Below are 25,392 nucleotides of genomic sequence, written 5' to 3' on the forward strand. Positions count from 1 at the left end.
AGATATGAGAGCAGACGACATTCTTGATGCTTGGGACCAAGGTTTAGATCCCTTGAAAGACCGGCCGGTCCTTGGAGCAGCCAAAACCGCTGATGATATTATCGATGAGTGGGATGCTGAAAACGGGGGTTTCTTCTCTGGTTTAAAAGATATGGGCGTCTATGCTCTATCAGCCATTCCAACTGCGGTCCAGGGTGTCGTTGATGTTGGCCGAATGGCTACGGGTGATGCTGATGTTCTGAAGAATTTCAGCGATTGGATCGGTGAGCAAACTGACTCATTTAAGGACTTCGCGTTAAGTGATGCCGCTCTGGCTCAGCAAAGGCGTCTGGATCGAATGATGGCCGATCCCAATTATTCAATTGCAGATCTGCCAACCATTATTGCAGCCAATCCTAGGGCAACGGTAGGATCAGCACTTGAATCATTGGGTTCCATGGTTACGCCGACTGGGATGGGTGTCGGAGCTGTGCGTGGTGTTGGTGCGGCTGCTCGATTAGCTCAAGCGGGTCGAGGCGGTGCTTTGGCTCGTGTCTTAGGGAACGTTTCTCCCACAAAAGCCGCTGCAGCTGGTTCTATGCTTGGTAATGCTGCTATTAATGCGGCTGATACTTACACCTCTGAAGCTTTAGAAAATCAGGATCAAGCTGATAGATATCTGGGGGCGGGGATTAGTGCAGGTACCTCGATTTTGGCTTCTAAGTTGACAGGAGGTGGTGCCGAAAATATTTTGGCTCAACTCCTTACTGGTAATGCCGCTCGTCAAATTGGCCAAAGCGCAGCAAGACGTGCTGTAACAGGGTTTATTAAAGGTGGCGGTAAAGAATTTGGTCAGGAATTTATTGAAGAAGGCGGAAACATTGCTGGCGAATCTGTTGGTTCCGGAACGCCTATCGATTGGAACAATGCACTGAAACGACAAACATTTGCCGGAACCTTGGGCGCAATTTTGGGCGGTCCGATTGGAATGACGTCTGGGCTTGCTGCCAGACCTCAACAACAAATTCCGCAGAATGTTCCTCAATCTGAAGGACCTCAGCAAAATCCGCAAGCTGCATTGGATGCCTTGGGTGAATTGTTTGAACAGGCTACGCAGTCTCAACAATCACAGCAAACACCTGTACCTCAACCCGAGGTTCAACCTCGTGTCCAAACTCAAGAGCCGGTTCAACCTCAGTCCCAGCAACAAACAACACAAACACAACAGGTTGAGGCCAATAATGTTGAGCCCGTTTCTCAACAAAATACACAGCAACCCAATACTCAGACTCCGGTTGTTTTGCAAAACCGCAATCGCAGCAATAAGGCGAGTATTACACAGATGGAGCGTATCGCAGGTAATCCCGATTATGGTCGTGTGAGCTTCGGTCGTGACTTTGCCAATGGCGCTCCGGTTGTTGCTTATGGTTCAATTCCTGATAATCAAAAAGGCAGAACGGATTACGCAACGACGGCTGAAGGCGAGCGTATCCCTGTGCAATACGCCGTGGTCGAGGCGGACTCCGTTGCCACTTCGCACAATGTTAATGGCATTGCCAATCCTGAATATGGCCGTCAAGACCGAGTGACCGCTATCGCTGGCAATGGCCGTATTGTGGGGATCACGTCTGCTTATCAGCAAGGGACTGCCGCCAATTACCGTAGGGAGTTGACTGAAGACGCTGCCATGCACGGTGTCAACCCTGAAGTGATCAATGGCATGCGTAACCCTGTATTGGTCAGGATCATGCCCAATGAACGGGTGACGGGCAACATTGGTGATATCAGCAACACGTCCGGTAACAATCAACTTAACGCCGTTGAAAAGGCTCACAATGATGCCAATCGTGTGAATTTTGAAGGAATGGAATTCAACGAGGATGGCTCGCCGACGCAAGAATCCGTGGTGAGTTTTATCCGCAGCATGCCGTCTGCTGAGCAAGCGGAAATGATCGACGAACACGGTCGCATTACAACGCAGGCCGTTGACCGCCTTAATAACGCCATTTTTGCCAAGGCCTATGGTAACGATGATGTGATTGCCATGTATGCCCAGGCGGTTGATCCGGAGGCGAAACTTGTCATCAATACCTTAAGTGCTGTCGCTCCGAAGATGGCGCGCCTGGATGGATGCGGAGAGTTGGATTTCCGTGGAGCTTTGATTGATGCGGTTAACCAGATTGTTCAAGGCAAGCGTAAGGGCTTAAGCATGCAGGATATCGCCGCTCAGGTCGATGCGTTCGCCGATCCTGATGTCGAGTTGTTCCTACGTCTCTTTGCTCAAAATCCCCGTAGCAACAAGCAGGTGATTGAGGTCTTGAGCGATGCGGCCGACTTTGCCTACAATGAAGCTACACGGGACACAGAAACAGAAGATATGTTTGGCGGTGTCCAAAGAGCTTCACGTGCTGATTTGATGCAGCATATCCAGCAAACCAATAACCAAATTACGGAGTTACGCAATGCCCAACGACGTGCAAGACAAAGAAACCAAGCGCCCGATCTTCAAAACCCAGAGGGGAGCGTCAGTTCTGGCCAAAATGCTTCAGGGCGGAACACCGGAACAAATCCGAGCCCGAATGACTCAAGAGGATCTTCAAACGCTCAAGGAAATGAAGGCTTCAGTCTCCAAGGGCAAACCGCAGACGAAATAGAAGCCGAGGCCCGGGCTCGGGAAGAGGCAGAGGCCCAACGAGCCCGTGAGGACGCTCAGAATCAACAGCGCCAAGAGGCTCAAAACCTTCGCAATGAAGTGTCGAGCCTCAACGAAGGCTACGCAGATAACTTCACTTTAACCGATGACAGTACCTCCGCAGAAGATGCTCTGCGTGGTCAAGGGGATCTGCGTTTCTCTCGTGAAAGTGAATTGTTGGCGCCAAATGGTCAACCTTCAAACCTTGCACCGGAACAATGGCGGCAAGTTCGCACGCCTGAATTTAAAGCTTGGTTTGGTGATTGGGAAAATGATTCAGAGTCAGCCTCAAAAGTATTGGATGAAAATGGCGAGCCTCGTGTTGTTTATCATGGGACCAACAATGTTCAAAAGACAGTAAGGCGGAATCCAAGAACTGGTTTTGATGAATACCAGTATTCAAATTTTGAAAGTTTTGAAAATCAGTACGATGAGCAACCTGGTCACTTCTTTAACTCCAATCGTGACAATGCTGGGAGTTACGGAAGCAACATTTACGATGTTTATCTGAATCTGAAGAATCCGTTAATCATTGATGCAAATAACAGCAGTTACAACACTATTCGTTACAACGGCATGGTCAATGACACATACGGATGGGCGCAATGGGCTAAAGACAATGGTTATGACGGCGTTATTTTCAACAATATCCGTGACGGCGCTGGTTTCACGGAAATGTCTGAAGCCACAAATAATTATGTCGCTTTCCGCTCCAATCAGATTAAATCAGCAACTGACAATAATGGTGAATTCAACCCTAACGATAGGCGTTTGAGATTTTCCCGATCAACCAGTTTTAAGCCTGAAGCGGAGTTGGTGCAAGGTATTAAGGAATACTTTGGAACAACATGGGATCCTCGTGAATCTGGCTACATGATGCAAGACGGCGACATGCTTAATATGAGCGGTACGCATGAAGTCGAAGACGAAAGAACGAAGCGAGATTTAAGAGGTCGCCGAACCGTTGATCATCGTGAAGTCAGTGGTACTAATGTTAGAGGGGTTTCCACTGAACATTTCTTTGAAGACCAAAATATTCAAGATCAATCGGATTACATGTACAACTTCATGGCCCGTACAGGCGCCATGCGTATGGACTATGGATCTGGAATCGCCGCGTTAACTCGTCAGCCTACACGTGCCCAACTTCAAATGTTGCAGCGCATGGCCTATGAAAATGATGGCTTGATTGTTTCTTATTACACACCTGAAGGCCGAATTGTTGACGAGGCGGAATGGGAAGGACCGGTTACTCAAAAGAGGATCAAAGACTTTTTCGCCCAAGCGCAACAAAAAGCCGATGCAGGTCAAGCTGGTGCCTATGCTTCCAGAACAAAAAACAATCAAGGCGGTTCTACCGTTGAATCAATCACTGAAACCTTGTCCAATGATTCTGACATTGGTGAGGCTTTCCGCAATTTAAGAAGTCGTGGCTCAGTGGTTGTCGTTCAATCTGAAAAGGATCTACTGAATGCTACGAGCAACAATACCAGCAAGTCATATATTCATGGCTATGAGGGCGAAGACTTTACAGTTGATTCTCCTGTTTCACACGCCGAAGAAGCCTGGAATACCTCTGGTTTTATAGCCAGATTAGAAGGCGTTGATGGCGTTCGTGGTGGGAACATTTACCTAACATTAGGATACGCCCGTAAAGAGCATGCTGGTCGAGATATTACACATGCATTTGATCATGCAAGAGAATATCCATTTAGAGCGCCAGAGGAACGTTCTCAGTATGGATTGGTTGATGATTTGATCAAGCAAACAATTGATGACTTGCGTGATCAGACAGTCAATGTGTATACCCAAAAAGGCGGTGAGGTTATTCTTGAAACTCCTCAACGTGCTTACGTTTTGCGGTGGAATGACCAATACAATGGCTATGTCATCATCACACGAACGCCGAGTTCTGACAAAAACACAAAGGCCAAACTTTCGTCTGGCCTTTGGAAAGATCGGGGGAACGCCAGCCTCTCTCTCGTTCACGAAGCATACACGGCAAATGCTCCATCGTCCGTATCCCGCCGTCATCAAGGCCGTAACGGGGGCATTATGGCTGAATCTCGATCTGTTGAGTTTAATGATAGCAGTTTTATTGAAAACGGTCGAGGTGGTGTGGAAATTGACGGGGTAGTTATTAAGCGTTCTGCCAATGGCTCCATCCAAGGTGCATACGATCCTCGCACGCAAAAGGTTTATCTGGTTGCTGACAATCTGACAGACGAAAATGCCCGTGCGGTTTTCATGCACGAAGTCGGTGTTCATATGGCCGCTGACGGTGATATGAAGGCAGTTTTTGCACGTGCCAAGCAGATTGTCTGGAACGGTGCCGCCAACGGTGACAAAGTTGCTCAGGCAGCTAAGCGCCGCATGGATGCGGCCGGCGAAACCTCTCCTGAAGAAGCTGCTGCTTACCTTGTTGAAGAGGCAGTTAAGGCGCAAAAGGATTTGCCGAAGTCCCATCCCATTGTTCAGTGGCTTGAGGATTTGATGCGCCGAGTTCGCTTGTGGATCAATAAGAAGCTCGGTGTTAATAATCTGCCGGGACTTCGTTTGACGACTGACGACATTGTGGCCGTGGCCAGAGCCAACGCCAAGTCTTTGGGCAACGTTGAACGCAAACCCTCTAATGGTATGACGACTTTTGCCGATGACTACCGAGGCGAATGGCGTGAACGCCGTGGTGATCTCCGTACAAAGAAAGACGGCGCAAGAGGCAGTTGGGCAAGAAACATGGGGTTGAACTCCGGTTGGGGTTCTCCGATTCAGCGTGATGAACTGGGGCGCTGGAAATTGGCCTGGGGAGAACATATAGCGACAGGAATTGGGAATATGGCATTGGATGCAGCAGAAGCCATGATTCCTGCTCTTCGTACTAAGTACGCTATGCGTATGGCACCAAAGGAAGTCCGCGAAATGTACCGCGATCTTCGTGCACAAGTGGATAACGCTAAGCGCAAGGTCGGTAAGGTTGCAGAGGAAATGGCCAAGTGGAGCGATAACGATCGCCGCCTGATTTCGGACGTAATTGAAAAGGCGCTTGATGCCGACGCTCATCCGCCGGAACACGTTCTGAAGATGGCGTCTATGATGAGCGATCTGATGACGCAGCAGGGCCAGGACCTTGTTAATTTGGGAATGCTCTCTGAAGAGGCTTTCAACCGTTGGCGTGGTCAATACTTACCTCGCTTCTACAATCGCCGCAAAGAATTGGACGGGGAAGGCTGGTTTAAGAACTTCATGAAGCGTGGTGTCCCTCTCCGTGGAGTGGGCGGCGGTTCGCTCAAAGGCCGTGGCAAGTACGAACTCATTGAGGTTAAGGATCTGGATAAATATATCCGTGACGGTTGGGAGGTCAGAGACGAACGCTATACCTTCAATAAGGAAGCCAAAGAATCTCAGCCCGAATTGGCTTTCAAGGATATGCCTAATGTTGAAGTGGATGAGCACCAAACGGTTAACGTGTGGCGTGACTGGACACCGAAAGAACGTCAGGAAATGGGAGAAATCCGTGACGCCGGATACCGCTTCGTTATGGGTTACATGCAAATGCAGGAAGATCTGGCCTTGGGTCGACTCTTTAAACAGATTGCAGAAAACCCGGCCTGGACTCGCAATACTCCGAGCGAAGGCTATTCTGCCGTTCCCGATGTCGTTATTCCTGAAACTGGAGGCGTGAAGCGTTATGGTGCTTTGGCAGGTAAGTACGTAAAGGATGAGGTGTTGGCTCAGGTTATGCCTCATGCAGAAGTACCCTCTGCGTTTGCCCGCGCTTATCGGAATTTGCTGTCCTACTGGAAAGAAGGCAAGACAGCCTTGAATCCCGTCTCTCACATGAACAACACGGCGGGCAATATCATCATGGCTCACCTTGCCGGTGTGAATATGTGGGACGCCAAAGCCTATTTGGAAATCCGAAAAGCGTTTAAAGAAAACGCAGCCTGGTTGAAAGAAGCCGAGGAAAACGGATTGTTTACCGGCTCCTTCTCTAAGGAAGAAATTGCCAAGTTGTTGCCAGAAGAGTACACAAAGCTTGAAAGCAAACAGGAATCTTTAGGCAAGCGTGGCTTTGAGTTTGTCTTCAATTACATGCTCAATTACGGTCTTCGTAAGAAGATGCGTAATTTGTACGATGCTGAGGATAGCTTCTTTAAAGCCCTAATATATAAATACGCTAAAGATCATGGCTTGTCTACGAAAGATGCCATTGATTATGCCTTAGGCTTTATTCCGACTTATGACGATCTGCCGGGTGGCGCACGAGCAATTCGTGATTCTGCGATTCCGTTCTTTGCCTGGACGTATAAGATCGTTCCGCGTTTGGCTTTAACAATGGTGACTTATCCTCATCGTTTCCTGGCGCCAGCCGCTTTAATGTGGACAGCCAATTTGCTGAGTTACGCTATTGCAGCTGGTGATGCTGACGATGATTGGTGGACGCGCATTGAAAAGGGACAAAAGCTGAGAGAAACCGAAGAAGGGTTATTGCCTGAATACATGCAGGGCATGGGTGCCATGTTCAATCCGAAGTTCCTGCGTCTTTGGAATGATCCGACAACCAATCTTCCTGTCTATTGGAATATCGGTAATTTCATTCCTGGTGGCCAAATGTTTGACTTGACCAACCAAGCCGGTGGTATTCCGCGTCCTGAAATGTTAGCTGTTGGCACGCCTCTCTATACCTTATGGGCTGCAATGGGGCTGAACGTAGACACCTTTACCGGACGCGAGATTACAAAGGATAGTGATACCGTAGCCGAGGCAGCAGAGAAACGTGCAACTTACATGTGGCGTCAGTTGGCTCCGGCTCTGGCCTACGGCGGCTATCACTTTGAACGTGTTCTCAATGGTCTCGCCAACGCTACGGGTGAGTCAGTCATGGGTTACACGGGCATTGGTCGCAATGGTCAAGCGGTTACTCCGTTGAATGCCGCCATCAATACGATGGGATTGAAGGTCAGAAACGTAGATTTCCAAAAGGAATTCTCTTTCAAGATTTCTGACATTCAAAGAGAAAACCGAGAAATCCTGGCCAACATTCGTTCATTGAGTCGTTATATCAAGCAGGGCTCTATTAACCCGCTCGAAGGTCAAGAAGAAATCAAAAAACAACGAGAAAAGCTGAGGGATAACACTGCGCGTGCGAAGGAACTTCAGCAGTTAAATAGGGATCGAGAGAATCTTTCTAATGGAGAATGACCATATGATTTCTAAAGAAGAACTGATGCAACGAGTGGCACGAATTGACTACTGGCACCCGGCTGACACGACCGCAACGGTTTGCTGCTTGGTTTTTAAGAACGGTATGACCGCGCTTGGTTGGAGCGCCTGTGCTAACCCAAAAGAGTTTGACAGCGAACTTGGCAAAAAATATGCCTTGGATGACGCAGTAGAACGTTCTCTTGGCTTTATCGCTTGGGAGCAGGCCAATGAGCGGCAATCTTAAGATTGGTCTCATAGCTACTGCTGCAGCCCTTGGAATCGCATTCTTTTGCTTTTCCTTAGGGTATGACAAGGCCAGAGCAGAAGGGGAATTGGCGCTTGAGCAGCTCAAACTTGCTCAGGCGCAAGTCGTCATTGATGCACAAAACGAAGTGAAATCTGAATATGAAAAACAAATTCAAAATCTCAATGCTGCTTTGGACAGCGCTCGTAGCGATAGCGCTGACCGGCTGCGCCAGCTCAACGCCTTCCGTCACACCGATACAGACCTGGCAACCTGCCGTCGTCAGCGAGACGAGTTATCAAGACTGGCGGTCAGAGGTGAAGAGTTACTCAAAAGAGCTGACGCGTATCTTGGGGCGCTCGTCCAATGATAAAATAGTCGAGTAGTTTTTTTATTGGCCAAGGTTGAGTCGAGCAATTATGTAGCCATTATTGTGGCCAATAATGTATCTATCTGTGTAAGGCCTGAAAATAAGGGATATTTAATCCCGTCTCGCCACCAAAAAGTAAAAGCCTGGGAGCCTAAATGGTTCTCAGGCTTTCTCTTACGTTGCTTTCCTGCGCCTAATTTTCTTTTTCCTAATATTTTCTCCCTATTTTTAGCTAAAAATAGATACTTCGCCTGATTGATCCCTTTTCATTTTTCCGAGAAAATTTCCATAACTGTCAATCATTTTGAGATCGCATCAAATGTTGGACCAAAGACGTTCAAACACATTACAGCAAAGCGATATGGGTTTATCCCATACGTCTTGTTGTGCTGCGATCTCTTCTCCTTTGGATGGCCTTATGGGTGTGTCTCGTAAGGCTGTTTTTTTCAGCTTTAGCATCGGGGAACGATTTAGTCGTTTCCCGCTTCCTTCGTTTGTCGTTTTCAGCTATTGGCGATACTGAAAATTGACCGGTTCCTCTAGGAACCACCTGCAAACGGTCTGAATCACCGTTACTGAACCCTCAAAAATACAGTCGTAGTGCATTCAGACATTTTCAAAATCTTGAAAATTCGGAAGTCGCTATGCATAAGTCCAGCCGTCATAGTCGTAGAAATGAAAATACATTAACCCGTTTGGGTTCAGTTTCCTTGACTTTGCTTGAACGCTCAGGGACCAATCTTTGCGCAAGGCTGATGCGCTCGATGCGTCAAATCGGACCACCGGTTTATCGATTTAAACCTCCCCAGAAAGGTTTTGTCGATTTCAACTGAAACTTTAGGAAAATGAAAATGTCCGATAAAAAATTAAATCCCAATGAAGAAAAAGTGACGATAGGGTGTTACATCTCGCTGGCTTTGGCCATTGTGTTCTTCTCCGGCATAGCAGCCGGTACCTCGTACTTTTGGAGTTTCCTTGACTTCACGACGTTGATGGGTAATGCCGGCAAAGTGGTCGGTAAAGTCACAGAAACACCCGATGGCGTCGCCACAACGATGACGACTCTTCGCGGTATCGGTGGCTCCGGTGCCATCGACGGTTTCATGCTCGCCATTTCGATGATTGTACCGGGCGTGATGCTTGCCATGGGCATGATCACAGTCTTTGAGCATTACGGTGCCTTGCGTGCTGCCCGTCAACTCTTGACACCCGTTTTGAGACTTTTGATCGGCGTGCCCGGAACCGCAACGCTTGCCATGATCGCTTGCCTGCAATCGACCGATGGGGGAGCGGCTCTCACGCGTCAGTTAAAGGACTCCGGGGCGCTCACTTACACAGAATTGAATAACTTCTGCGCTTTCCAAATGGTTGCCTGCGCTCCGATTACCAATTTCGTCACCTTTAGTGCTGCCGTTCTGGCTTTTACAAATGCCGATGGCACTAGTGCCGTGCCGCTTAGTATGGGTGCCGGCTTGGCCGTTTTACTCATAGCCAAAGTGATCGGCGCCAACATTATGCGTCTGATTCAATTGCGTATCGCACTTCGTGAAAAAGCCCGCTCGCAAAGCCCGGCGATTAATCCTGCTGTCATCACTATTGAAAGGAACTGATTATGTCTGCCATCTCCACTCAAAAACCTATGATCACTGAGGTGTTTGTTAAAGGTGCAAGCCGCGGTTGGGAATTGGCCACGAAGTCGATGCTTCCAAACTTAGTGATGGCTTTTGTGCTGATTAAAATTTTGACGGTTTCAGGTCTCTTAACCTATGTTGGAATGGCTTTTGAACCGGTGATGTCCTTATTCGGTTTGCCGGGAGAGAGCGCAATGGTTTTAGTGAGTGCCTGGATGTCAAGCGGCGGAGCGATCGGTGTGTTGCTCGCTTTCTTAAGCGACGGCGTGATGAACGGTCAAGAGGCCGCCGTGATTTTGCCTTCTATCTTCATTATGGGCGGTCAGCTTCAATACATGGGGCGCTGCCTGGGTGTCATCGGCATTAAGGATCAAATGCTTTATGTCATTATGTTGATCCCCATTGTGATGGCTTTTGCGGCATTGGCTGTTATGAGCATCATTATTTAACAGGATTTTCTCGCCCTGCCGTCCGGTGGGGCGAGAATTTAAAAAGCATTTTCTCATTTTTAAGATCTTTTTTGATTTGTCATTGGCTCCGATCAATTCAATTGCCCGAAACACGTTTCAAGTATTGTCAAAAAAAGCGTAGCATTCAGATATTTTGTAACGGAAAGTAATTGGGTTTTCTATGATTTTTCTCATCATCACTATAGCAATGCTGATTACGCTATTTTTGTTGCGTCGTCATCAGCCGATCGGTATTGCCATTTTGGTAGGCGGTTTGTTCATCTGGTTGTGCACGGACCCGACGATTAAGGAGCTCACCGGTGCTGTAACACGGATGTTGTCGCTGCCGAGAAACTATGACCTCGTCGGTGCGCTTTATTTGGTGATCTGTTTGGAAATCCAATTAAGAAAAAGCGGCTGTTTGGCCGGTATGGTGGAAGCCTTGTCGAGAATGTTCTCGAGCCGCCGGTTTACTTTGGCAGTCATGCCTGCTTTTTTGGGTTTATTGCCCTCAATCGGTGGAGCCCGTTTTTCAGCTCCGATTGTTGAAGAAGCCTCGAAAGGTTTTGAAGTTAAACCTGAAGACAAAGCCGCCATTAATTTTTGGTTCCGCCATATTTTCGAGTTCTCGAGTCCTTTGGTTCCGGGCATGATTTTGGCCTGCGGTATTGCAGGCGTCAAAGTCGGGGATTTGATTGTTCACTTGGGCTACCTCACGATTGCTGCATTCCTTTTGGGGTGGATATTCATGGTGCGGGGCCTCAAGCAGACCGATAACATCAAAAAAGAGATTTCAGTGGAAGAGGCCAAACGCCACAATGTGGATTTCATCCTGGCGCTCACTCCTGTCATTGCCAACGTGACCTTAATGGTCGCCTTCGGCCTTCAGGCATCGGTATCCATGGTCATTGTTGTATTGGCCATGATTCCTGTTTTGATGGCCTTTAACCGCCATGTCAGCATCAAAGAAATTTTTGTGGGCGCACTTGACTGGAAGATGTTTGTCAACGTGATCTGCATTTTGACCTTTATTCAATTGTTGGATCAGACGGGGGTGCTCGCGCAGCTCGTGGCCGCTTTTGAAGCCTCTCCCTTACCGGTGCCTGTCATCATCGGTATTTTGAGTTTTATCATCGGGTTGCTGACCGGGATCTCGCAGGGTCACGTCGCCATCATGATGCCGATTGTGGCCGGTCTTTCGATGGGGGACTTGGATCTCGTGGGGGTGGCAATGGTTTTTGGTGTGGCAGGCCAAATGATTACGCCCACGCACCTGTGTTTTACCATTACGGTCGACTACTTTAAGAGCGACTTCTTCAAGACTTTAAAACTCGTGCTTTTAGCGCAGATTCCGCTCTCGGGACTCTTTATTGTCGTTTCTTACTTTACTTGGGGAAAGTCGTTCTTCTGATCTGAAGTAAGTTACCCAAAAAAATCGCCCGAGGATTATTGTCCAAGGGCGATTTTCTTTCGCAGGAACGAATTACTCGATCTTGTGAGCGTTGTGAAGATTTAACTCAGCCATAATCGTTGCAGAGATTTCTTCAATGGAGCGGCTCGTGGAATTGAGCCACTTAATGCCTTCGCGGCGCATCATGTTTTCGGCTGCTTCAATTTCCTGACGGCAGTTATCTAAAGAGGCATAACGGCTGCCGGGGCGGCGTTCGTTGCGAATTTGAGACAAGCGTTCCGGAGAAATCGACAGGCCGAAAAGTTTATCGCGCTTATCGTGAAGGACTTCAGGCAATTCGCCTCGTTCAAAGTCTTCGGGGATGAGGGGGTAGTTGGCAGCCTTGACACCGAACTGCATGGCTAGGAACAGGCTCGTCGGCGTCTTGCCCGAGCGGCTCACCCCAACCAAAATCACATCGGCTTCGTTTAGCCCCTTGTTCATTTGACCGTCGTCGTGAGCCAGAGTGTAGTTGATGGCTTCAATACGGCGGTTATAGCGCTCTTCATCTTTGATGACGTGGCTGCGGCCCATCGAATGCGCGGACTTCAGGCCCGTTTCCTGTTCGATTTCTTTGATGAAACTTCTGAAAAATTCAATGCGAAATCCCTGACACTTTTCGGTAAACGTTTTGTGAATGTTCACGTCGACAAAAGTAGAGAAAACTAAGGGACGCACACCGGTTTTGATATAAGCGTCATTGATTTTCTGAGCAGCCAAAATGGCTTTTTCAGGAGAATCAATAAAGGGGATGCGCACCTGATCGTATTGCAGATCGGTAAATTGTGTGAGCACCGAGTGCGCCAGTGTTTCAGCCGTGATGGCCGTGGCGTCGGAAACAATGAACACAGTGCGCTTACCGCTTTTTTGGGCGGATTCTTCTTTTTCAAGAGTATTGAACATAAAAGGACCTGAGGTTAAAAAATTACCCGAAATGAATCGGTTGTCGCTACAATTCAGATATTCTAACAATCCAATCCTTTTTGGGGGAAGAAAATGCCGCAAGGTCGTTATGTATTTCCGTTTAGCCAACTGCGTATGACCGACGTCGATCGCGTTGGTGGTAAAAACGCCTCTTTGGGTGAATTACTGAGCCAACTGACGAGCGCCGGAATCCGAGTTCCTGACGGTTTCGCCACGACTGCTGAAGCGTTCCGCTTGTTCTTGTCTGCCAACAACCTCGAAGAACGCATTAATAATCGTTTGAAAGATCTCAACGTAGAAGATGTGAAAGCTCTTGCTCAGGCCGGTGCCGAAATTCGCAAGATGATTGAAGAAGCACCCTTCCCCGCTGAGCTTGAAAAAGAAATTCGTGAATTTTACGAATGGTTAAAGGACGGCCAAGAAGAAATCAGCGTGGCCGTTCGTTCTTCTGCTACTGCTGAAGACTTGCCCGATGCCTCCTTTGCCGGTCAACAGGAAACGTATCTGAATGTGGTCGGTATCGACCAGGTGCTCTCGCGCATGCGTGAAGTGTTTGCTTCCCTTTATAACGACCGCGCCATCAGCTACCGCGTGCACAAGGGCTTTACCCACTCTGAAGTGGCATTGTCGGCCGGTGTTCAACGTATGTGCCGCTCCGATAAGGGCGCAGCCGGTGTGATGTTCACGCTCGATACCGAAAGCGGTTTCGATCAAGTGGTCTTTATCACGGCTAGCTACGGTTTGGGTGAAACGGTCGTTCAAGGTGCTGTGAACCCTGACGAATTCTATGTGCACAAGCCCATGCTTGCTGCCGGCAACTTCCCGATCATTCGCCGCACGTTGGGCAGCAAATTGATCAAGATGGAATTTGATACCGACGCCAAGAGCGGCCGAAGTGTGCGCACGGTTGACGTGAGCGCCGAAGATCGCCGTCATTTCGCCATCACCGATGACGATGTGATTGAATTGGCCAAGTTTGCCACGATCATTGAAAAGCACTACGGCCGTCCGATGGATATCGAATGGGGTAAGGACGGTATCGACGGCAAGATCTACATCTTGCAGGCTCGTCCGGAAACAGTGAAGAGCCGTCAAAACAACGCCGACGTGCAACAACGCTTTACCTTAAAGAGCAAGGGTCGCGTGTTGGTAACCGGTCGCGCTATCGGTCAGAAGATCGGTATGGGTCCGGTGCGTATCGTTGAAGACGCAAGCGAAATGGAACGCGTCAAAGCCGGCGACGTGTTGGTGACGGATATGACGGACCCGAACTGGGAACCGGTGATGAAGCGCGCCAGCGCCATCGTTACTAACCGCGGCGGTCGTACCTGCCACGCCGCCATTATTGCCCGTGAATTGGGTATCCCGGCCGTTGTGGGTTGCGGTGATGCAACCGAACGCTTGGCCGAAGACATGGAAGTGACGGTCTCCTGCGCTGAAGGCGACACCGGTAAGATCTATGAAGGTCGCCAGGAAGTCCAGGTTGAAGAAGTCAAGCGCGGTGCTTTGCCTGAAATTCCCGTGAAGATCATGATGAACGTGGGCAATCCGCAATTGGCCTTTGAATTCCAATCGATCCCGAATAAGGGTGTCGGTTTGGCCCGCCTTGAATTCATCATTAACAACAATATCGGTATCCACCCGAAAGTCGTGTTGGATTACCCCAATGTTGACGGTGAATTGCGTGACGCTGTGGAACGCTTGAGTGCCGGCTACAAGAGCCCGGTCGATTTCTTCGAAATGAAGATTGCCGAAGGCGTGGCGACGATTGCTGCTGCCTTCTGGCCGAAGAAGGTCATTGTTCGCTTGTCTGACTTCAAGAGCAATGAATACCGCAAGTTGATCGGCGGCGACCGCTACGAACCCGATGAAGAAAATCCGATGTTGGGCTTCCGCGGTGCTTCCCGTTATATTGCGAACACCTTTGCCGAATGCTTCCGTATGGAATGCCGTGCCATGAAGTTCGTTCGCGACACGATGGGTCTGACCAATGTTGAATTGATGGTGCCGTTCGTGCGTACGCTCGACGAAGCCCGTCAAACCATCGAAATCATGGAACGCAATGGTCTCAAGCGCGGTGAAAACGGTTTGCGCGTCAACATGATGTGCGAAATCCCGTCCAACGCTGTCTTGGCCGATAAGTTCCTTGACTACTTTGACGGTTTCTCCATTGGTTCCAACGACATGACGCAGTTGACCTTGGGTCTGGACCGCGACTCCGGTCTCGTTGCCGCAAGCTTTGACGAACGCAATGAAGCTGTGAAGATTCTGCTTTCGATGGCGATCCGTGCCTGCCGTGCTCGCGGCAAGTATGTCGGCATCTGCGGTCAGGGTCCGTCCGACCACGAAGATCTGGCTCAATGGTTGATGGACGAAGGTATTGAATCCATCTCCCTGAACCCGGATACGGTGGTCGATACCTGGAGACGCTTGGCTCAAAGCAAATAATGACAAATAGTCATTAAACGAATAAAAAGACCGAAGGTTTCATCGCTTTCGGTCTTTTTTCGTCGAGATTTTTTAGCGGAGAAGATTGAAAAAAAAGATCAATCAAACCGCTAAATCAATCGTTTGAATGCGTAAAATTAAAATCTGGACATTTGGCGGCTATTGACGCCTTTTTGCCGTTGTTTTTCTTCATTCAATCGATTTTTTAGGACCAAGCCCGTGCACCACGATTTTGCACTGATTGCGACCCTGGCCTGGGGGCTGGGATTAGCTCTGGTTTTAGGCTTTGCGGCGACCAAGGTAAAACTTCCTGCTCTTGTGGGTTATCTTTTAGCCGGTGTTTGTATTGCGCCGACGACGCCCGGTTTTGTCGGAGACGTGACGCTGGCAAGCGAATTGTCCGAAGTCGGTGTGATGCTTTTGATGTTCGGGGTGGGTTTGCATTTTTCGCTTACCGATCTGCTTCGCGTCAAAACCGTTGCTTTGCCCGGTGCCATTATTCAAATGGCTATTGCCACGGCTATCGGTATGGGAATGGCCCACTGGTGGGGCTGGACTTGGGGAGAAGCTTTCATTCTCGGCTTGTCTCTATCGTGCGCTTCGACCGTGGTGTTGATGAAGGGCTTGGAAGCCAAAGGTTGGTTGCAGCGCTCAAGAGGTCAATTGGCCGTCGGTTGGCTTGTGGTCGAAGATCTGGTGACGGTACTTTTATTGGTGTTGCTGCCTTCTATTGCCACGTTCTTTAAGGGCGATGCTTCTACCGACGGATCCATTACGATCGCCATTTTGGAAACCGGGGTTTTAATCATCGGTTTTATTGCTTCGATGCTGGTGATCGGTCGAAGAGTCTTGCCTTGGGTGCTTTTCCAAGCGGTAAAAACCGGTTCTCAGGAAGTGTTTACGCTCTGCGTCATTGCCATCGCTATTGGGGTGGCTTACGCAAGCGCTCAGATTTTCAACGTTTCCTTTGCCTTGGGTGCCTTTTTTGCCGGCATGATGATGCGTGAGAGTGAATACTCACACCGCGCAGCCTTACAAACCTTGCCGCTTCAGGATGCTTTCTCCGTGATCTTCTTTCTCGGTGTGGGCATGCTCTTTAATCCCAGAATCATTATTGATAACCCGTTGCACGTCCTGGGTATCGTTTTCGTGATTATTGTCTGCAAGAGCATCACGGCGGCCGTTTGGGTCAAAATCATGGGACGAAGCTACAAGGATGCGCTCACGGTCGGTGCAGCCTTGGCTCAGGTCGGTGAATTCTCATTTATCTTGGCGGGCTTAGGCTTGTCTTTGGGACTCTTGCCTGCCGAAGGGATGTCCTTGATTTTAGCGGGCGGCATTATCAGTATCGCCCTCAATCCCTTACTGTTTGCCTTGGTTGAGCCGATTCATAAGCGCTATTTCCTCAAAGAAAATCCTGCAGTCGAAGAAGATGAGGACGATATCGAAGAGGAAAAGGCAGCCAAACGCGACCGAGTCATTATTGTGGGGGCGGGCGTACTCGGGCGCGAACTCTCCGAAGGGCTGAGGGCTAAAAAGGTCGACGTGGTCATCATTGAGAAAAACATTGAGCGCTCAATGAAAGAGGAGTTGGGCGATCATTTCATTTTGGGTGATGCCATGCAACGTCAGACGTTGGAGTTTGCCGGCATTGATCGTGCCCGTTGGGTCGTGGTATCAACGACCGATCCGGTGAGTGCCAGAAAGATTGTTGACGTGGTGGGTGAAACGGATCCCGAAGCTCGAGTGGTCGCGATTGCCGATAAGACTGGAGAAGAAGATTTCTTTATGAATTCCAAAGGCGAATTGCCCGATCATCTGGAGCATCTGCTGCAATTGCGTCACGAAGCGGCTAAAACCATTTTGAGTTATGTGTGCGGTCCTCGAGGCTTGAGAGCCGTCTCAAAGCCCAAACGGCAATCCGATAAGCCAAAAGAGGATAAAGAGACAAAAGAGGTCAAGACTGCTGTGAAGGCTCTGCCCGGAGTCTCCGAGACGAAGTAAACTGAAACGAGGAAGGATAATCAATAATGACATGGAGTGCTGCAACGTTATGGTTAATTCTGGCGGCCTTGTTGGGCATTGTTGAGCTCATTGCCACCACGTTTTATCTGTTGGTATTGGCTGCGGCTGCACTGGTGGCTTCGGGTGCTGCCTGGTTCGGGATGAGTCTTGAGTGGCAGATTTCACTTTTTGCTGTGATCGCTATTGTGGGTTCAATCTGGGTGCGTCGTATTCGTTCCATTCCGACCAAAAGCGATGCCCAAGCTCATGCTTTGCAAAACCTCGATGAAGGACAGGTCGTAGAGGTTAAAGAGTGGAACGAAGCCGGTATGACGACGGTACTCTACCGAGGAGCCAATTGGCAGGCGAAACTTATCGAAGGTGAACCCCAAGAAAGCGGTGCTTACGTCATTGTACGTGTCGAAGGCAGTATGCTTTATCTGAAAAAATTTAATTAAGAAAGCGGGAATAAAAAATGAGCGGATTCATGATTTTTACTTTGGTTTTGGCTGTTTTGGCCATTGTGTTTGCTTTTCAGGCAATTAAAGTGGTGCCCCAGCAGTCAGCTTGGATTGTGGAGCGCTTGGGAAAATTTCATGCGGTGCTCTCGCCCGGCCTCAATGTGGTGATTCCGTTTATTGATCGCGTGGCCTATAAGCATTCATTAAAAGAAATCCCGCTCGATACCCCGAGCCAGGTCTGTATCACAAAAGATAACACGCAGTTGTCAGTTGACGGTGTGCTCTTTTTCCAAGTGACCGATCCGACCCGCGCCAGTTACGGCACCAGCAATTACGTGATTGCCATTACGCAGTTGGCTCAAACGACCTTAAGAAGCGTGATCGGCAAAATGGAATTGGATAAAACGTTTGAAGAGCGTGACTTGATTAACCGTTCTGTTGTAAGTGCCATCGATGAAGCGGCACTGAATTGGGGCGTGAAGGTTTTACGCTATGAAATTAAGGATCTGACGCCGCCAGCTGTGATTTTACAGGCCATGCAACAGCAGATTACAGCCGAGCGTGAAAAGCGTGCCGTGGTGGCCGCTTCTGAAGGTCGTAAGCAGGAACAGATTAACTTAGCAACCGGTGCCCGAGAAGCGGCAATTGCCGAATCTGAAGGTGAAAAACAGGCGGCAATTAATAAAGCTGAAGGTGAAGCAGCAGCGACTCTTGCGATTGCTAAGGCTACCGCTGAAGCTTTGCGCCGTATTGCCGAGGCAACACAAGCTCCGGGCGGCATGGATGCCGTCAATTTAAAGGTGGCTGAACAATACGTACAGGCTTTCTCTCAAGTGGCCAAAGAAAGCAATACACTTCTTTTACCTGCCAATATGAATGATATGGGCAGTATGATTGCTTCAGCCATGAGTATTATGCGAAATACTGATCCCAAAAGCACACAGGCAGTGCCCAAACCCTCCGTAACCGAAACGATAACGAAGTAATTTTTCAATCAGCGGGGAAGCGGTAGGGCTTCCCCGGATTTTGGTGCATTCTTTTAGCAGAAAGGTCTCTTATGAGTAGTCAATTGGATGTTCGACCGGATGTTCTCCATCTGAGCGATCCCATCGAACTGAGCAGTTTTTTTGACGGGTATTTAGACTTTGTACTCGATCTTTTTGATCGGGCAGAGGAAGCTGAAGAACTTTCCAACTCTATTACCTCTCATGCTCAGTTCATGGCTTCCATGTTCACTGAAAAGACACCGATGGTTGTGCTCGATGAGAACGACTTCGGCGATAAGCTTGCACTGAGACTAAAAACTTCCCTGACGCATGACGGTCTGATCACCGAAGTGTTGCCTGTCGTTGTCCAAACTCACGCGCAGGACTATGTTTTTTTAGCGGGCATGCTGATGGTGCGTCAATTTGTTGACTTGATCAGAGACAGTGAAGAGAAAAAAGAATCGCCCGATGTATTCGATTTAAGACGTACGGCACTGGTGGGCGATTGGGTCAATCGTTTTTTAGGTAAACATAAATATGCCGAATGAAACCCCGAAAACAGAAGAAAAGCAAGTGAGCGAGCGCTTTAACTTAGGCGACGTTTCGGTCTTGACGCAGCTTTTTGAGGTGGTGCTCTATGATGTGGTGCGCCGCTCGCAGATGGTTGCCCGCTCAGAACTCAAACGTGAAGAGGCCGTTGCCATGGACAAGCAATCCGCCGCATTTTTATCTGCTGTGCTTGCCGGTAAAAACGAACAGTTCATTGCCAAACCGTATTGGACGGGAGATCCTCTGGCGGGATACTTGAAGCTTTACATGAAGGAGCGTTTTGAGAGCGTGGGCATTAAACCCGATGAGCTCAAAGACACTCGTGACATTTTGCAGGCGGCTTCTTTTGAATTTGTTTGCGATGTGTACGCACTTATGAAAAAATTCGCCAAACTGGAAAACCCGGAAGGCTTTCAAAAAGAAGGCAAGCGCCTGTGCCTGATGTGGGCTGAGCGCATGCTCGGGCGTAAAGAAAGCGACCCGGTACAAATTTAGGAGAATTTTTAACGTGTCTTGCCCTTTGCGTTACGCTACGAAACGTCAGTTAAATCCCAATATTGCGGCTTATCCGGTTGCGCGAAGTGTAATTGCTCGGGCTGTTCAAAATACGTGGGATCGTGCGCTTGAGGTTTCCGAAGGCAAGATGAGTCTGGAAGAATTGGAGCAGGCCAATCTCAATTTGGTGCTTTGGCTGCAGGATACGTTTTCGGGAGCCAACGCTCACTTTTCCTGTGAAAGCGAATTTAACGAAAAACTTTTGCCGGACATGTTGCGTCAAAGTATGGGCGAAGAGATTTCTCTTTTTAATCCTGCTGTTGACCTTGAGCAAAATGAATCCCTCATGTTCTCGGTTTTTGCTTATTTCGTATCGGAAATATTTGTTTTGTTAAAAGACGCAGACTGCGCGCATGTCGGTTTGAGCGGCAATCCGCAGGTTGAGGCGTTTATCGATTTTTGGAGCTTGAGGCTTACGGGGGCGCCCGTGGCGAGCGACTTTAAAACTAAGGAGTAATGATCAATGAGTTGCAGCGGAAACTGTTCTTCGTGCGGTAGTGATTGCCAAAAACAACCCCTTCGCCATCCCAATATTACAGGAGCGATTTTGGGTCAATTCATGATGGAAATGGCGATGCGTTCACGGAAAAATGCCGCCGGTGAAATCACCGAAGAGCAGATGGATGAGATGGATCGCAAGACGATGAATTGGTTGGGTGCGACCTTCAGCGGTCAAAACGCTCAATTTGACGTGGATGCTGAGTGGTACCCGAAAGGGGTTGCCGGTAATCTGCGCTTAAAGCTTGGCAATGAATTGGCTCAGGCTGCCGGAGGAAAATTGCCCGAAGATAATGCCACGCTTATTTTTTCTGCGATGGCTGTCTTCATGGCCGAAGTTTACGATACGCTTGCCCAGGTGACGAAAAAGGGGATTGAGCCCATCGGAGAAGTGCCCGCACCGGAAATGTTAGCGTTGCTCAAGCGCTGGACCGAGATGCTTGTGGGCTATGAGCTCAAGTGGCGTGATCCTTCTGAAGAAGAAACCAAGCAGGATAAACCTGCTGCCTAAAAAAGAGCCGCCCACGAGGCGGCTTTCGTTACGGGACTTAGCGGGTTGCCTTTTTCATCAGGCGTTCGCGGTCGCGATTCCATTGTTTTTTACTTTCATCGGCGCGTTTTTCGTATTCACGCTTACCCTTAGCAAGCGCAACGGTTAACTTCACCCGACCACGGGAAAAGTGCATATCCAACGGAATTAACGCGTAGCCTGCCCGCTCAACCTTACCGATCAATTTGTTGATTTCTCGGGCGTGCATTAAGAGTTTGCGTACCCGAGTAGGATCAGGCTTGGTGTGAGTACTGGCGGTTTTAAGCGGAGTGACATGAGCGTTTAAAAGATACAGCTCGCCAGAGCGCACGATTACGTGAGCTTCCTTAATTTGTGCGCGTCCTTCACGGATGGATTTGACTTCCCAACCTTCGAGCACGAGGCCTGCTTCATGCTTTTCTTCAATGTAGTAGTCAAAAAGAGCTTTACGATTAACAATATTGGCCACGATTTAAAAATTCTTTTGATTATTGAAAACAGGAAGAATTCTAGCAAGAGCCTGTGATTTTGTTCGTAGGAGTCAAGTAAAACCTTTTTTCCCAATCTCAAATCGTTACAATAGGATCGTATTCTTTTGTTTTCGAGGCAGAGCAGATGATTGAGGTAACGGTGGTAAGACTCAACCGTGAAGAGCTGAATATAAAAACAATCAGCGTTTCGGAAGGTACGACGCTTGAAGAGGCCGTTTGCCAAGCAGGGTGGTCGGTTGGCAATAACCATAAACTCGCGGTTTGGAATGTACTTGCCGATCCCGATCAACCTGCCCGCGCCGGCGATCGAATCGAAATTTTGCCGCCCTTGACAGTCGATCCGATGACTGCCAGACGATTGCGTGAAGAAAAAAATCAAAAGCCCGCCAACAGCCTCATTCATGGGCGAAACGGCGGTAAACATCGATTAATTTAAACCGGGAAAAGTTCAATTGCTATTGCGAAAAGGAGGACGGATAAGTTAAAATACACCGTTAATCTTTTTACGCCATTCTCTATGGCGATGCCGAATTTTTTCCACATTTTTCGACTGAGGTTAACATGCGCATTAGACAAAAGGCTCTTACTTTTGATGATGTGTTGCTCGTTCCGGCACACTCTACTGTTCTTCCCCGCGACACTGTTCTGTCCACCAAAATTACCCGTGAATTAACGTTGAATATTCCGATGGTTTCCGCCGCTATGGATACCGTTACGGAATCGGGTTTGGCCATTGCATTGGCTCAAGAAGGCGGTATCGGTTTTATTCACAAGAATATGAGCCCGAAGCAGCAGGCTGCTGAAGTGGCTCGTGTGAAGCGTCATGAAGCCGGTATGGTGGCCGATCCCATCACGGTGACCCCGGGCATGACCGTGGGTGAAGTGATTCGTTTGAGCCGTGAACGTCATATCTCCGGTCTTCCGGTTGTGGATGGTAAGCGCGTCCTCGGTATGGTCACCTCCCGTGACTTGCGTTTTGAAACCCGCATGGATATTCCGGTTTCTCAAATCATGACGCCCGCTGACCGTTTGGTGACGGTTCGTGAAGGAGCAAGTCTTGATGACGCCAAGCGTTTGATGCACCAACACCGTGTCGAACGTGTTCTTGTCGTGGATAAGGACTTTAACTTGAGCGGCTTGATGACGGTTAAGGACATCATCAAAGCCGGTGAACACCCCAATGCCGCAAAAGACTCTCACGGCCGTCTCTTGGCCGGTGCTGCCGTCGGTGTCGGTGCCGGTACCGAAGAACGTATTGAATTGATGCTCGAAGCCGGTGTGGACGTGATTGTTGTTGACACGGCTCACGGTCACTCTCAAGGCGTGCTCGATCGCGTGGCTTGGGTGAAGAAGAACTACCCGCAATTGCAAGTGATCGGCGGTAATATTGCTACGGCTGAAGCTGCCCGTGCATTGGTCGATGCCGGTGCTGACGGCGTTAAGGTCGGTATCGGACCGGGCTCTATTTGTACGACTCGTATCGTGGCCGGTGTCGGTGTTCCGCAAATTACGGCTGTTTCCGATGTGGCCCAAGCTCTGGAAGGTACGGGTGTGCCGTTGATCGCTGACGGCGGTATCCGCTTCTCAGGCGACATTGCCAAGGCGTTGGCTGCCGGTGCTTATGCTGTCATGATGGGCGGCATGTTTGCCGGTACGGATGAAGCTCCGGGTGAAGTGGTTCTCTACCAAGGCCGCTCCTTCAAGAGCTACCGCGGTATGGGCAGCTTGGGCGCAATGACCAAGGGCTCTGCCGACCGCTACTTCCAAGACAACAATTCCGGCAACATCAGCAAGTTTGTTCCGGAAGGTATTGAAGGCATGGTACCTTATAAGGGACCGTTGTCTCAGATCGTCTACCAAATGATCGGCGGCTTGCGCTCCTCTATGGGTTACTGCGGTTGCCGCACGATCGAAGAAATGCGTCAACGTGCCGAATTCGTTGAAATTACGGCTGCCGGTTGGCGTGAATCGCACGTCCACGACGTGAGAATTACCAAGGAAGCTCCGAACTATCGTCAGGATCATTAACAGTCGGTAGCATCTTTTGAAAAGAAATTAGGCGCGAGTCGGGTTCATTCTGTAAACTTACTCGCGCCTAAATAATTTTGTTATTACTTTTTAATTAACGACAATGACTCACGATCGTATTCTTATTTTGGACTTCGGCTCTCAAGTCACGCAGCTCATCGCTCGTCGTGTCCGTGAGGCCCACGTCTACTGCGAAGTTCATCCCAACGATGTCTCCGAGAGCTTTATTCGTGAATTCAATCCGAAGGGCATTATTTTGTCCGGCTCTCATATGAGCGCATACGAAGAAAGTACCGATCGAATCAGCGACGCGGTTTTCAATGCCGGTGTGCCGATTCTTGGTATCTGCTACGGCATGCAGACCATGGCTCAGCAATTGGGTGGCAAGGTCGAAAACATCGGCAAGCGTGAATTCGGTTATGCCGAGGTGAAAAACCACAATAATTCGACACTCTTAAAGGGTATCGAAGATATGAAAAATGAAGCCGGCGAATCCATCATGAAAGTGTGGATGAGTCACGGCGACAAGGTGACGGTGTTGCCCGAAGGGTTTGAAGTCATGTGCTCGACACCGTCTTGTCCGATTGCCGGTATGTGTGATGAAAAGCGTCACTACTATGCCGTGCAATTCCACCCGGAAGTCACGCACACGCTTCAGGGACGCGCACTTTTAAACCGTTTCGTGCTCGATATCTGTAAGGCCGAACCCTCCTGGATCATGGGTGACTATGTGAAGGAAGCTGTTGAGCAGATTCGTGCTCAGGTCGGCGATGAAGAAGTCATTTTGGGCCTCTCAGGCGGCGTGGACTCCTCTGTGACGGCTGCTTTGATTCACCGCGCCATCGGCAAACAACTCACCTGCGTTTTCGTTGACAACGGTCTGTTACGTAAAAACGAACGTGAACAGGTGCGTGAAACCTTTGAAAAGAACATGGGCTTAAAACTCATTGTGGTTGATGCCGTGGATCGCTTCATGGGTGAATTGGCCGGTGTGACCGATCCTGAGCAAAAGCGCAAGATCATCGGTCGCCTCTTTGTCGAAGTGTTCCAGGAAGAAGCCGCCAAGTTGCCCAACGCCAAATGGTTGGCTCAAGGTACGATTTATCCGGACGTGATTGAATCGGCCGGCGCCAAAACCAAGAAAGCCAAGACCATCAAGAGCCACCACAATGTGGGCGGTTTGCCCGATACGCTCCACCTGAAGCTTTTGGAACCCTTGCGCGGTCTTTTCAAGGACGAAGTGCGTGAATTGGGCGTCGCTTTGGGACTGCCTGCTGAAATGGTCTATCGCCATCCGTTCCCGGGACCGGGTTTGGGTGTTCGCATTTTGGGCGAAGTGAAAAAAGAATACGCCGATCTTTTGCGTGAAGCCGATGCGATCTTCATCGAAGAATTGCGTAAGGCCGGTCTCTATGACAAGGTAAGCCAAGCGTTTGTCGTGTTCCTGCCCGTTAAGAGCGTGGGCGTGATGGGCGACGGCCGCACCTATGAATGGGTCGTGAGTTTGCGCTCGGTTGAAACGAGCGACTTTATGACCGCCCGTTGGTCTCACTTGCCGTATGAATTGTTGGGTACAGTTTCCAACCGTATCATCAATGAAGTTCGCGGCATCAATCGTGTCTGCTACGACATCAGCGGTAAACCGCCTGCCACGATTGAGTGGGAATAATTCAAGCACATGAAATAGCTTGAAAAAAGCAGAAAAGGATTGAAATCAACTACTTGATTTTCAATCCTTTTTTTCATAAATGCAACAGAAATGACTTGCAATGGTTCGCAACCTCTAGAAATAAAAATTCAAGGTATTTAAAAAGGTATCAAAAAGCGAGGTCGAGGTATAAAATCGAATTTCATTGCTTTCTTGGATCATAAACACGCGAGCCCCGATAGTCGGGACTA

At 49.1% G+C, this 25,392-nt stretch carries 19 protein-coding genes; 17 read left to right on the forward strand and 2 right to left on the reverse strand.

Features of this window, described 5'->3' with window-relative positions; translation table 11 throughout:
* The first annotated feature begins 4 nt into the window (after positions 1 to 4).
* The 6 genes from H5985_RS02765 (at position 5) to H5985_RS02790 (ending at position 11,981) form a co-directional block, all read left to right on the forward strand.
* Complete coding sequence (locus tag H5985_RS02765) at positions 5 to 7,873, forward strand: ADP-ribosyltransferase-containing protein (protein ID WP_205049794.1); 7,869 nt, start codon at positions 5 to 7, stop codon at positions 7,871 to 7,873.
* A gap of 4 nt (positions 7,874 to 7,877) precedes the next feature.
* Positions 7,878 to 8,120 (forward strand): Gp49 family protein, encoded by a 243-nt coding sequence (locus H5985_RS02770; RefSeq protein WP_205049795.1) that lies wholly within the window; start codon positions 7,878 to 7,880, stop codon positions 8,118 to 8,120.
* Entirely contained in the window at positions 8,104 to 8,490 is a 387-nt protein-coding gene (locus H5985_RS02775) for a hypothetical protein (RefSeq protein ID WP_205049796.1), read from the forward strand. The genes H5985_RS02770 and H5985_RS02775 overlap by 17 nt, the downstream gene beginning before the upstream one ends.
* Positions 8,491 to 9,341: 851 nt before the next feature.
* Positions 9,342 to 10,100 (forward strand): nucleoside recognition domain-containing protein, encoded by a 759-nt coding sequence (locus H5985_RS02780; protein ID WP_205049797.1) that lies wholly within the window; start codon positions 9,342 to 9,344, stop codon positions 10,098 to 10,100.
* Between the two features lie 2 nt (positions 10,101 to 10,102).
* A complete protein-coding gene (locus H5985_RS02785) occupies positions 10,103 to 10,570 on the forward strand; it encodes a nucleoside recognition domain-containing protein (protein ID WP_205049798.1) in 468 nt (155 codons plus the stop codon).
* 181 nt (positions 10,571 to 10,751) lie between these two features.
* Positions 10,752 to 11,981, forward strand: a complete 1,230-nt coding sequence (locus H5985_RS02790) for a DUF401 family protein (RefSeq protein WP_205049799.1) — start codon at positions 10,752 to 10,754, stop codon at positions 11,979 to 11,981.
* 72 nt (positions 11,982 to 12,053) lie between these two features.
* Here the strand turns inward: H5985_RS02790 and ppsR are convergent, their stop codons facing one another.
* The gene (ppsR, locus tag H5985_RS02795) at positions 12,054 to 12,923 is read right to left on the reverse strand and encodes a posphoenolpyruvate synthetase regulatory kinase/phosphorylase PpsR (RefSeq protein ID WP_205049800.1); all 870 of its coding nucleotides are present in this window, start codon (positions 12,921 to 12,923) and stop codon (positions 12,054 to 12,056) included.
* Positions 12,924 to 13,016: 93 nt separating this feature from the next.
* On the opposite strand from ppsR, the gene ppsA reads away from it, so the two are divergent.
* From ppsA to H5985_RS02835, 8 genes are all read left to right on the forward strand, one after another.
* Positions 13,017 to 15,392: a phosphoenolpyruvate synthase gene (ppsA, locus tag H5985_RS02800; protein WP_205049801.1), complete on the forward strand. Its 2,376-nt coding sequence runs from the start codon at positions 13,017 to 13,019 to the stop codon at positions 15,390 to 15,392.
* A gap of 219 nt (positions 15,393 to 15,611) precedes the next feature.
* The gene (locus H5985_RS02805) at positions 15,612 to 17,396 is read left to right on the forward strand and encodes a cation:proton antiporter domain-containing protein (RefSeq protein WP_205049802.1); all 1,785 of its coding nucleotides are present in this window, start codon (positions 15,612 to 15,614) and stop codon (positions 17,394 to 17,396) included.
* Positions 17,397 to 17,422: 26 nt separating this feature from the next.
* The gene (locus tag H5985_RS02810) at positions 17,423 to 17,854 is read left to right on the forward strand and encodes an NfeD family protein (protein WP_205049803.1); all 432 of its coding nucleotides are present in this window, start codon (positions 17,423 to 17,425) and stop codon (positions 17,852 to 17,854) included.
* 29 nt (positions 17,855 to 17,883) lie between these two features.
* A complete protein-coding gene (locus tag H5985_RS02815; RefSeq protein WP_420892571.1) occupies positions 17,884 to 18,843 on the forward strand; it encodes an SPFH domain-containing protein in 960 nt (319 codons plus the stop codon).
* A gap of 71 nt (positions 18,844 to 18,914) precedes the next feature.
* Positions 18,915 to 19,391, forward strand: a complete 477-nt coding sequence (locus tag H5985_RS02820; RefSeq protein WP_205049805.1) for a hypothetical protein — start codon at positions 18,915 to 18,917, stop codon at positions 19,389 to 19,391.
* Complete coding sequence (locus H5985_RS02825; RefSeq protein ID WP_205049806.1) at positions 19,381 to 19,887, forward strand: hypothetical protein; 507 nt, start codon at positions 19,381 to 19,383, stop codon at positions 19,885 to 19,887. The genes H5985_RS02820 and H5985_RS02825 overlap by 11 nt, the downstream gene beginning before the upstream one ends.
* A gap of 13 nt (positions 19,888 to 19,900) precedes the next feature.
* Complete coding sequence (locus H5985_RS02830; RefSeq protein ID WP_205049807.1) at positions 19,901 to 20,404, forward strand: hypothetical protein; 504 nt, start codon at positions 19,901 to 19,903, stop codon at positions 20,402 to 20,404.
* Between the two features lie 6 nt (positions 20,405 to 20,410).
* Positions 20,411 to 20,956, forward strand: coding sequence for a hypothetical protein (locus H5985_RS02835; RefSeq protein WP_205049808.1), 546 nt, complete (start codon positions 20,411 to 20,413; stop codon positions 20,954 to 20,956).
* Positions 20,957 to 20,993: 37 nt separating this feature from the next.
* Here the strand turns inward: H5985_RS02835 and smpB are convergent, their stop codons facing one another.
* The gene (gene smpB, locus H5985_RS02840; protein WP_205049809.1) at positions 20,994 to 21,443 is read right to left on the reverse strand and encodes an SsrA-binding protein SmpB; all 450 of its coding nucleotides are present in this window, start codon (positions 21,441 to 21,443) and stop codon (positions 20,994 to 20,996) included.
* 146 nt (positions 21,444 to 21,589) lie between these two features.
* Between smpB and H5985_RS02845 the strand changes: the two genes are divergently transcribed.
* From H5985_RS02845 to guaA, 3 genes are all read left to right on the forward strand, one after another.
* Entirely contained in the window at positions 21,590 to 21,901 is a 312-nt protein-coding gene (locus H5985_RS02845) for an RnfH family protein (protein WP_205049810.1), read from the forward strand.
* Between the two features lie 125 nt (positions 21,902 to 22,026).
* Positions 22,027 to 23,493, forward strand: coding sequence for an IMP dehydrogenase (gene guaB, locus H5985_RS02850; RefSeq protein WP_205049811.1), 1,467 nt, complete (start codon positions 22,027 to 22,029; stop codon positions 23,491 to 23,493).
* Between the two features lie 103 nt (positions 23,494 to 23,596).
* Complete coding sequence (gene guaA / locus H5985_RS02855; protein ID WP_205049812.1) at positions 23,597 to 25,162, forward strand: glutamine-hydrolyzing GMP synthase; 1,566 nt, start codon at positions 23,597 to 23,599, stop codon at positions 25,160 to 25,162.
* Positions 25,163 to 25,392 lie beyond the last annotated feature (230 nt).

The sequence above is a fragment of the Parasutterella secunda genome (assembly GCF_016901835.1).
In the GTDB taxonomy this organism is placed as follows: Bacteria; Pseudomonadota; Gammaproteobacteria; order Burkholderiales; family Burkholderiaceae_F; genus Aphodousia; species Aphodousia faecavium.

Excerpts from the sequence above, each read along its gene's own strand:
- H5985_RS02765 (WP_205049794.1), top strand. The coding sequence starts at position 5 with ATGAGAGCAGACGACATTCTTGATGCTTGGGACCAAGGTTTAGATCCC.
- H5985_RS02770 (WP_205049795.1), top strand. The coding sequence starts at position 7,878 with ATGATTTCTAAAGAAGAACTGATGCAACGAGTGGCACGAATTGACTAC.
- H5985_RS02775 (WP_205049796.1), top strand. The coding sequence starts at position 8,104 with ATGAGCGGCAATCTTAAGATTGGTCTCATAGCTACTGCTGCAGCCCTT.
- H5985_RS02780 (WP_205049797.1), top strand. The coding sequence starts at position 9,342 with ATGTCCGATAAAAAATTAAATCCCAATGAAGAAAAAGTGACGATAGGG.
- H5985_RS02785 (WP_205049798.1), top strand. The coding sequence starts at position 10,103 with ATGTCTGCCATCTCCACTCAAAAACCTATGATCACTGAGGTGTTTGTT.
- H5985_RS02790 (WP_205049799.1), top strand. The coding sequence starts at position 10,752 with ATGATTTTTCTCATCATCACTATAGCAATGCTGATTACGCTATTTTTG.
- ppsR (WP_205049800.1), bottom strand. The coding sequence starts at position 12,923 with ATGTTCAATACTCTTGAAAAAGAAGAATCCGCCCAAAAAAGCGGTAAG.
- ppsA (WP_205049801.1), top strand. The coding sequence starts at position 13,017 with ATGCCGCAAGGTCGTTATGTATTTCCGTTTAGCCAACTGCGTATGACC.
- H5985_RS02810 (WP_205049803.1), top strand. The coding sequence starts at position 17,423 with ATGACATGGAGTGCTGCAACGTTATGGTTAATTCTGGCGGCCTTGTTG.
- H5985_RS02815 (WP_420892571.1), top strand. The coding sequence starts at position 17,884 with ATGATTTTTACTTTGGTTTTGGCTGTTTTGGCCATTGTGTTTGCTTTT.
- H5985_RS02820 (WP_205049805.1), top strand. The coding sequence starts at position 18,915 with ATGAGTAGTCAATTGGATGTTCGACCGGATGTTCTCCATCTGAGCGAT.
- H5985_RS02825 (WP_205049806.1), top strand. The coding sequence starts at position 19,381 with ATGCCGAATGAAACCCCGAAAACAGAAGAAAAGCAAGTGAGCGAGCGC.
- H5985_RS02835 (WP_205049808.1), top strand. The coding sequence starts at position 20,411 with ATGAGTTGCAGCGGAAACTGTTCTTCGTGCGGTAGTGATTGCCAAAAA.
- H5985_RS02845 (WP_205049810.1), top strand. The coding sequence starts at position 21,590 with ATGATTGAGGTAACGGTGGTAAGACTCAACCGTGAAGAGCTGAATATA.
- guaB (WP_205049811.1), top strand. The coding sequence starts at position 22,027 with ATGCGCATTAGACAAAAGGCTCTTACTTTTGATGATGTGTTGCTCGTT.
- guaA (WP_205049812.1), top strand. The coding sequence starts at position 23,597 with ATGACTCACGATCGTATTCTTATTTTGGACTTCGGCTCTCAAGTCACG.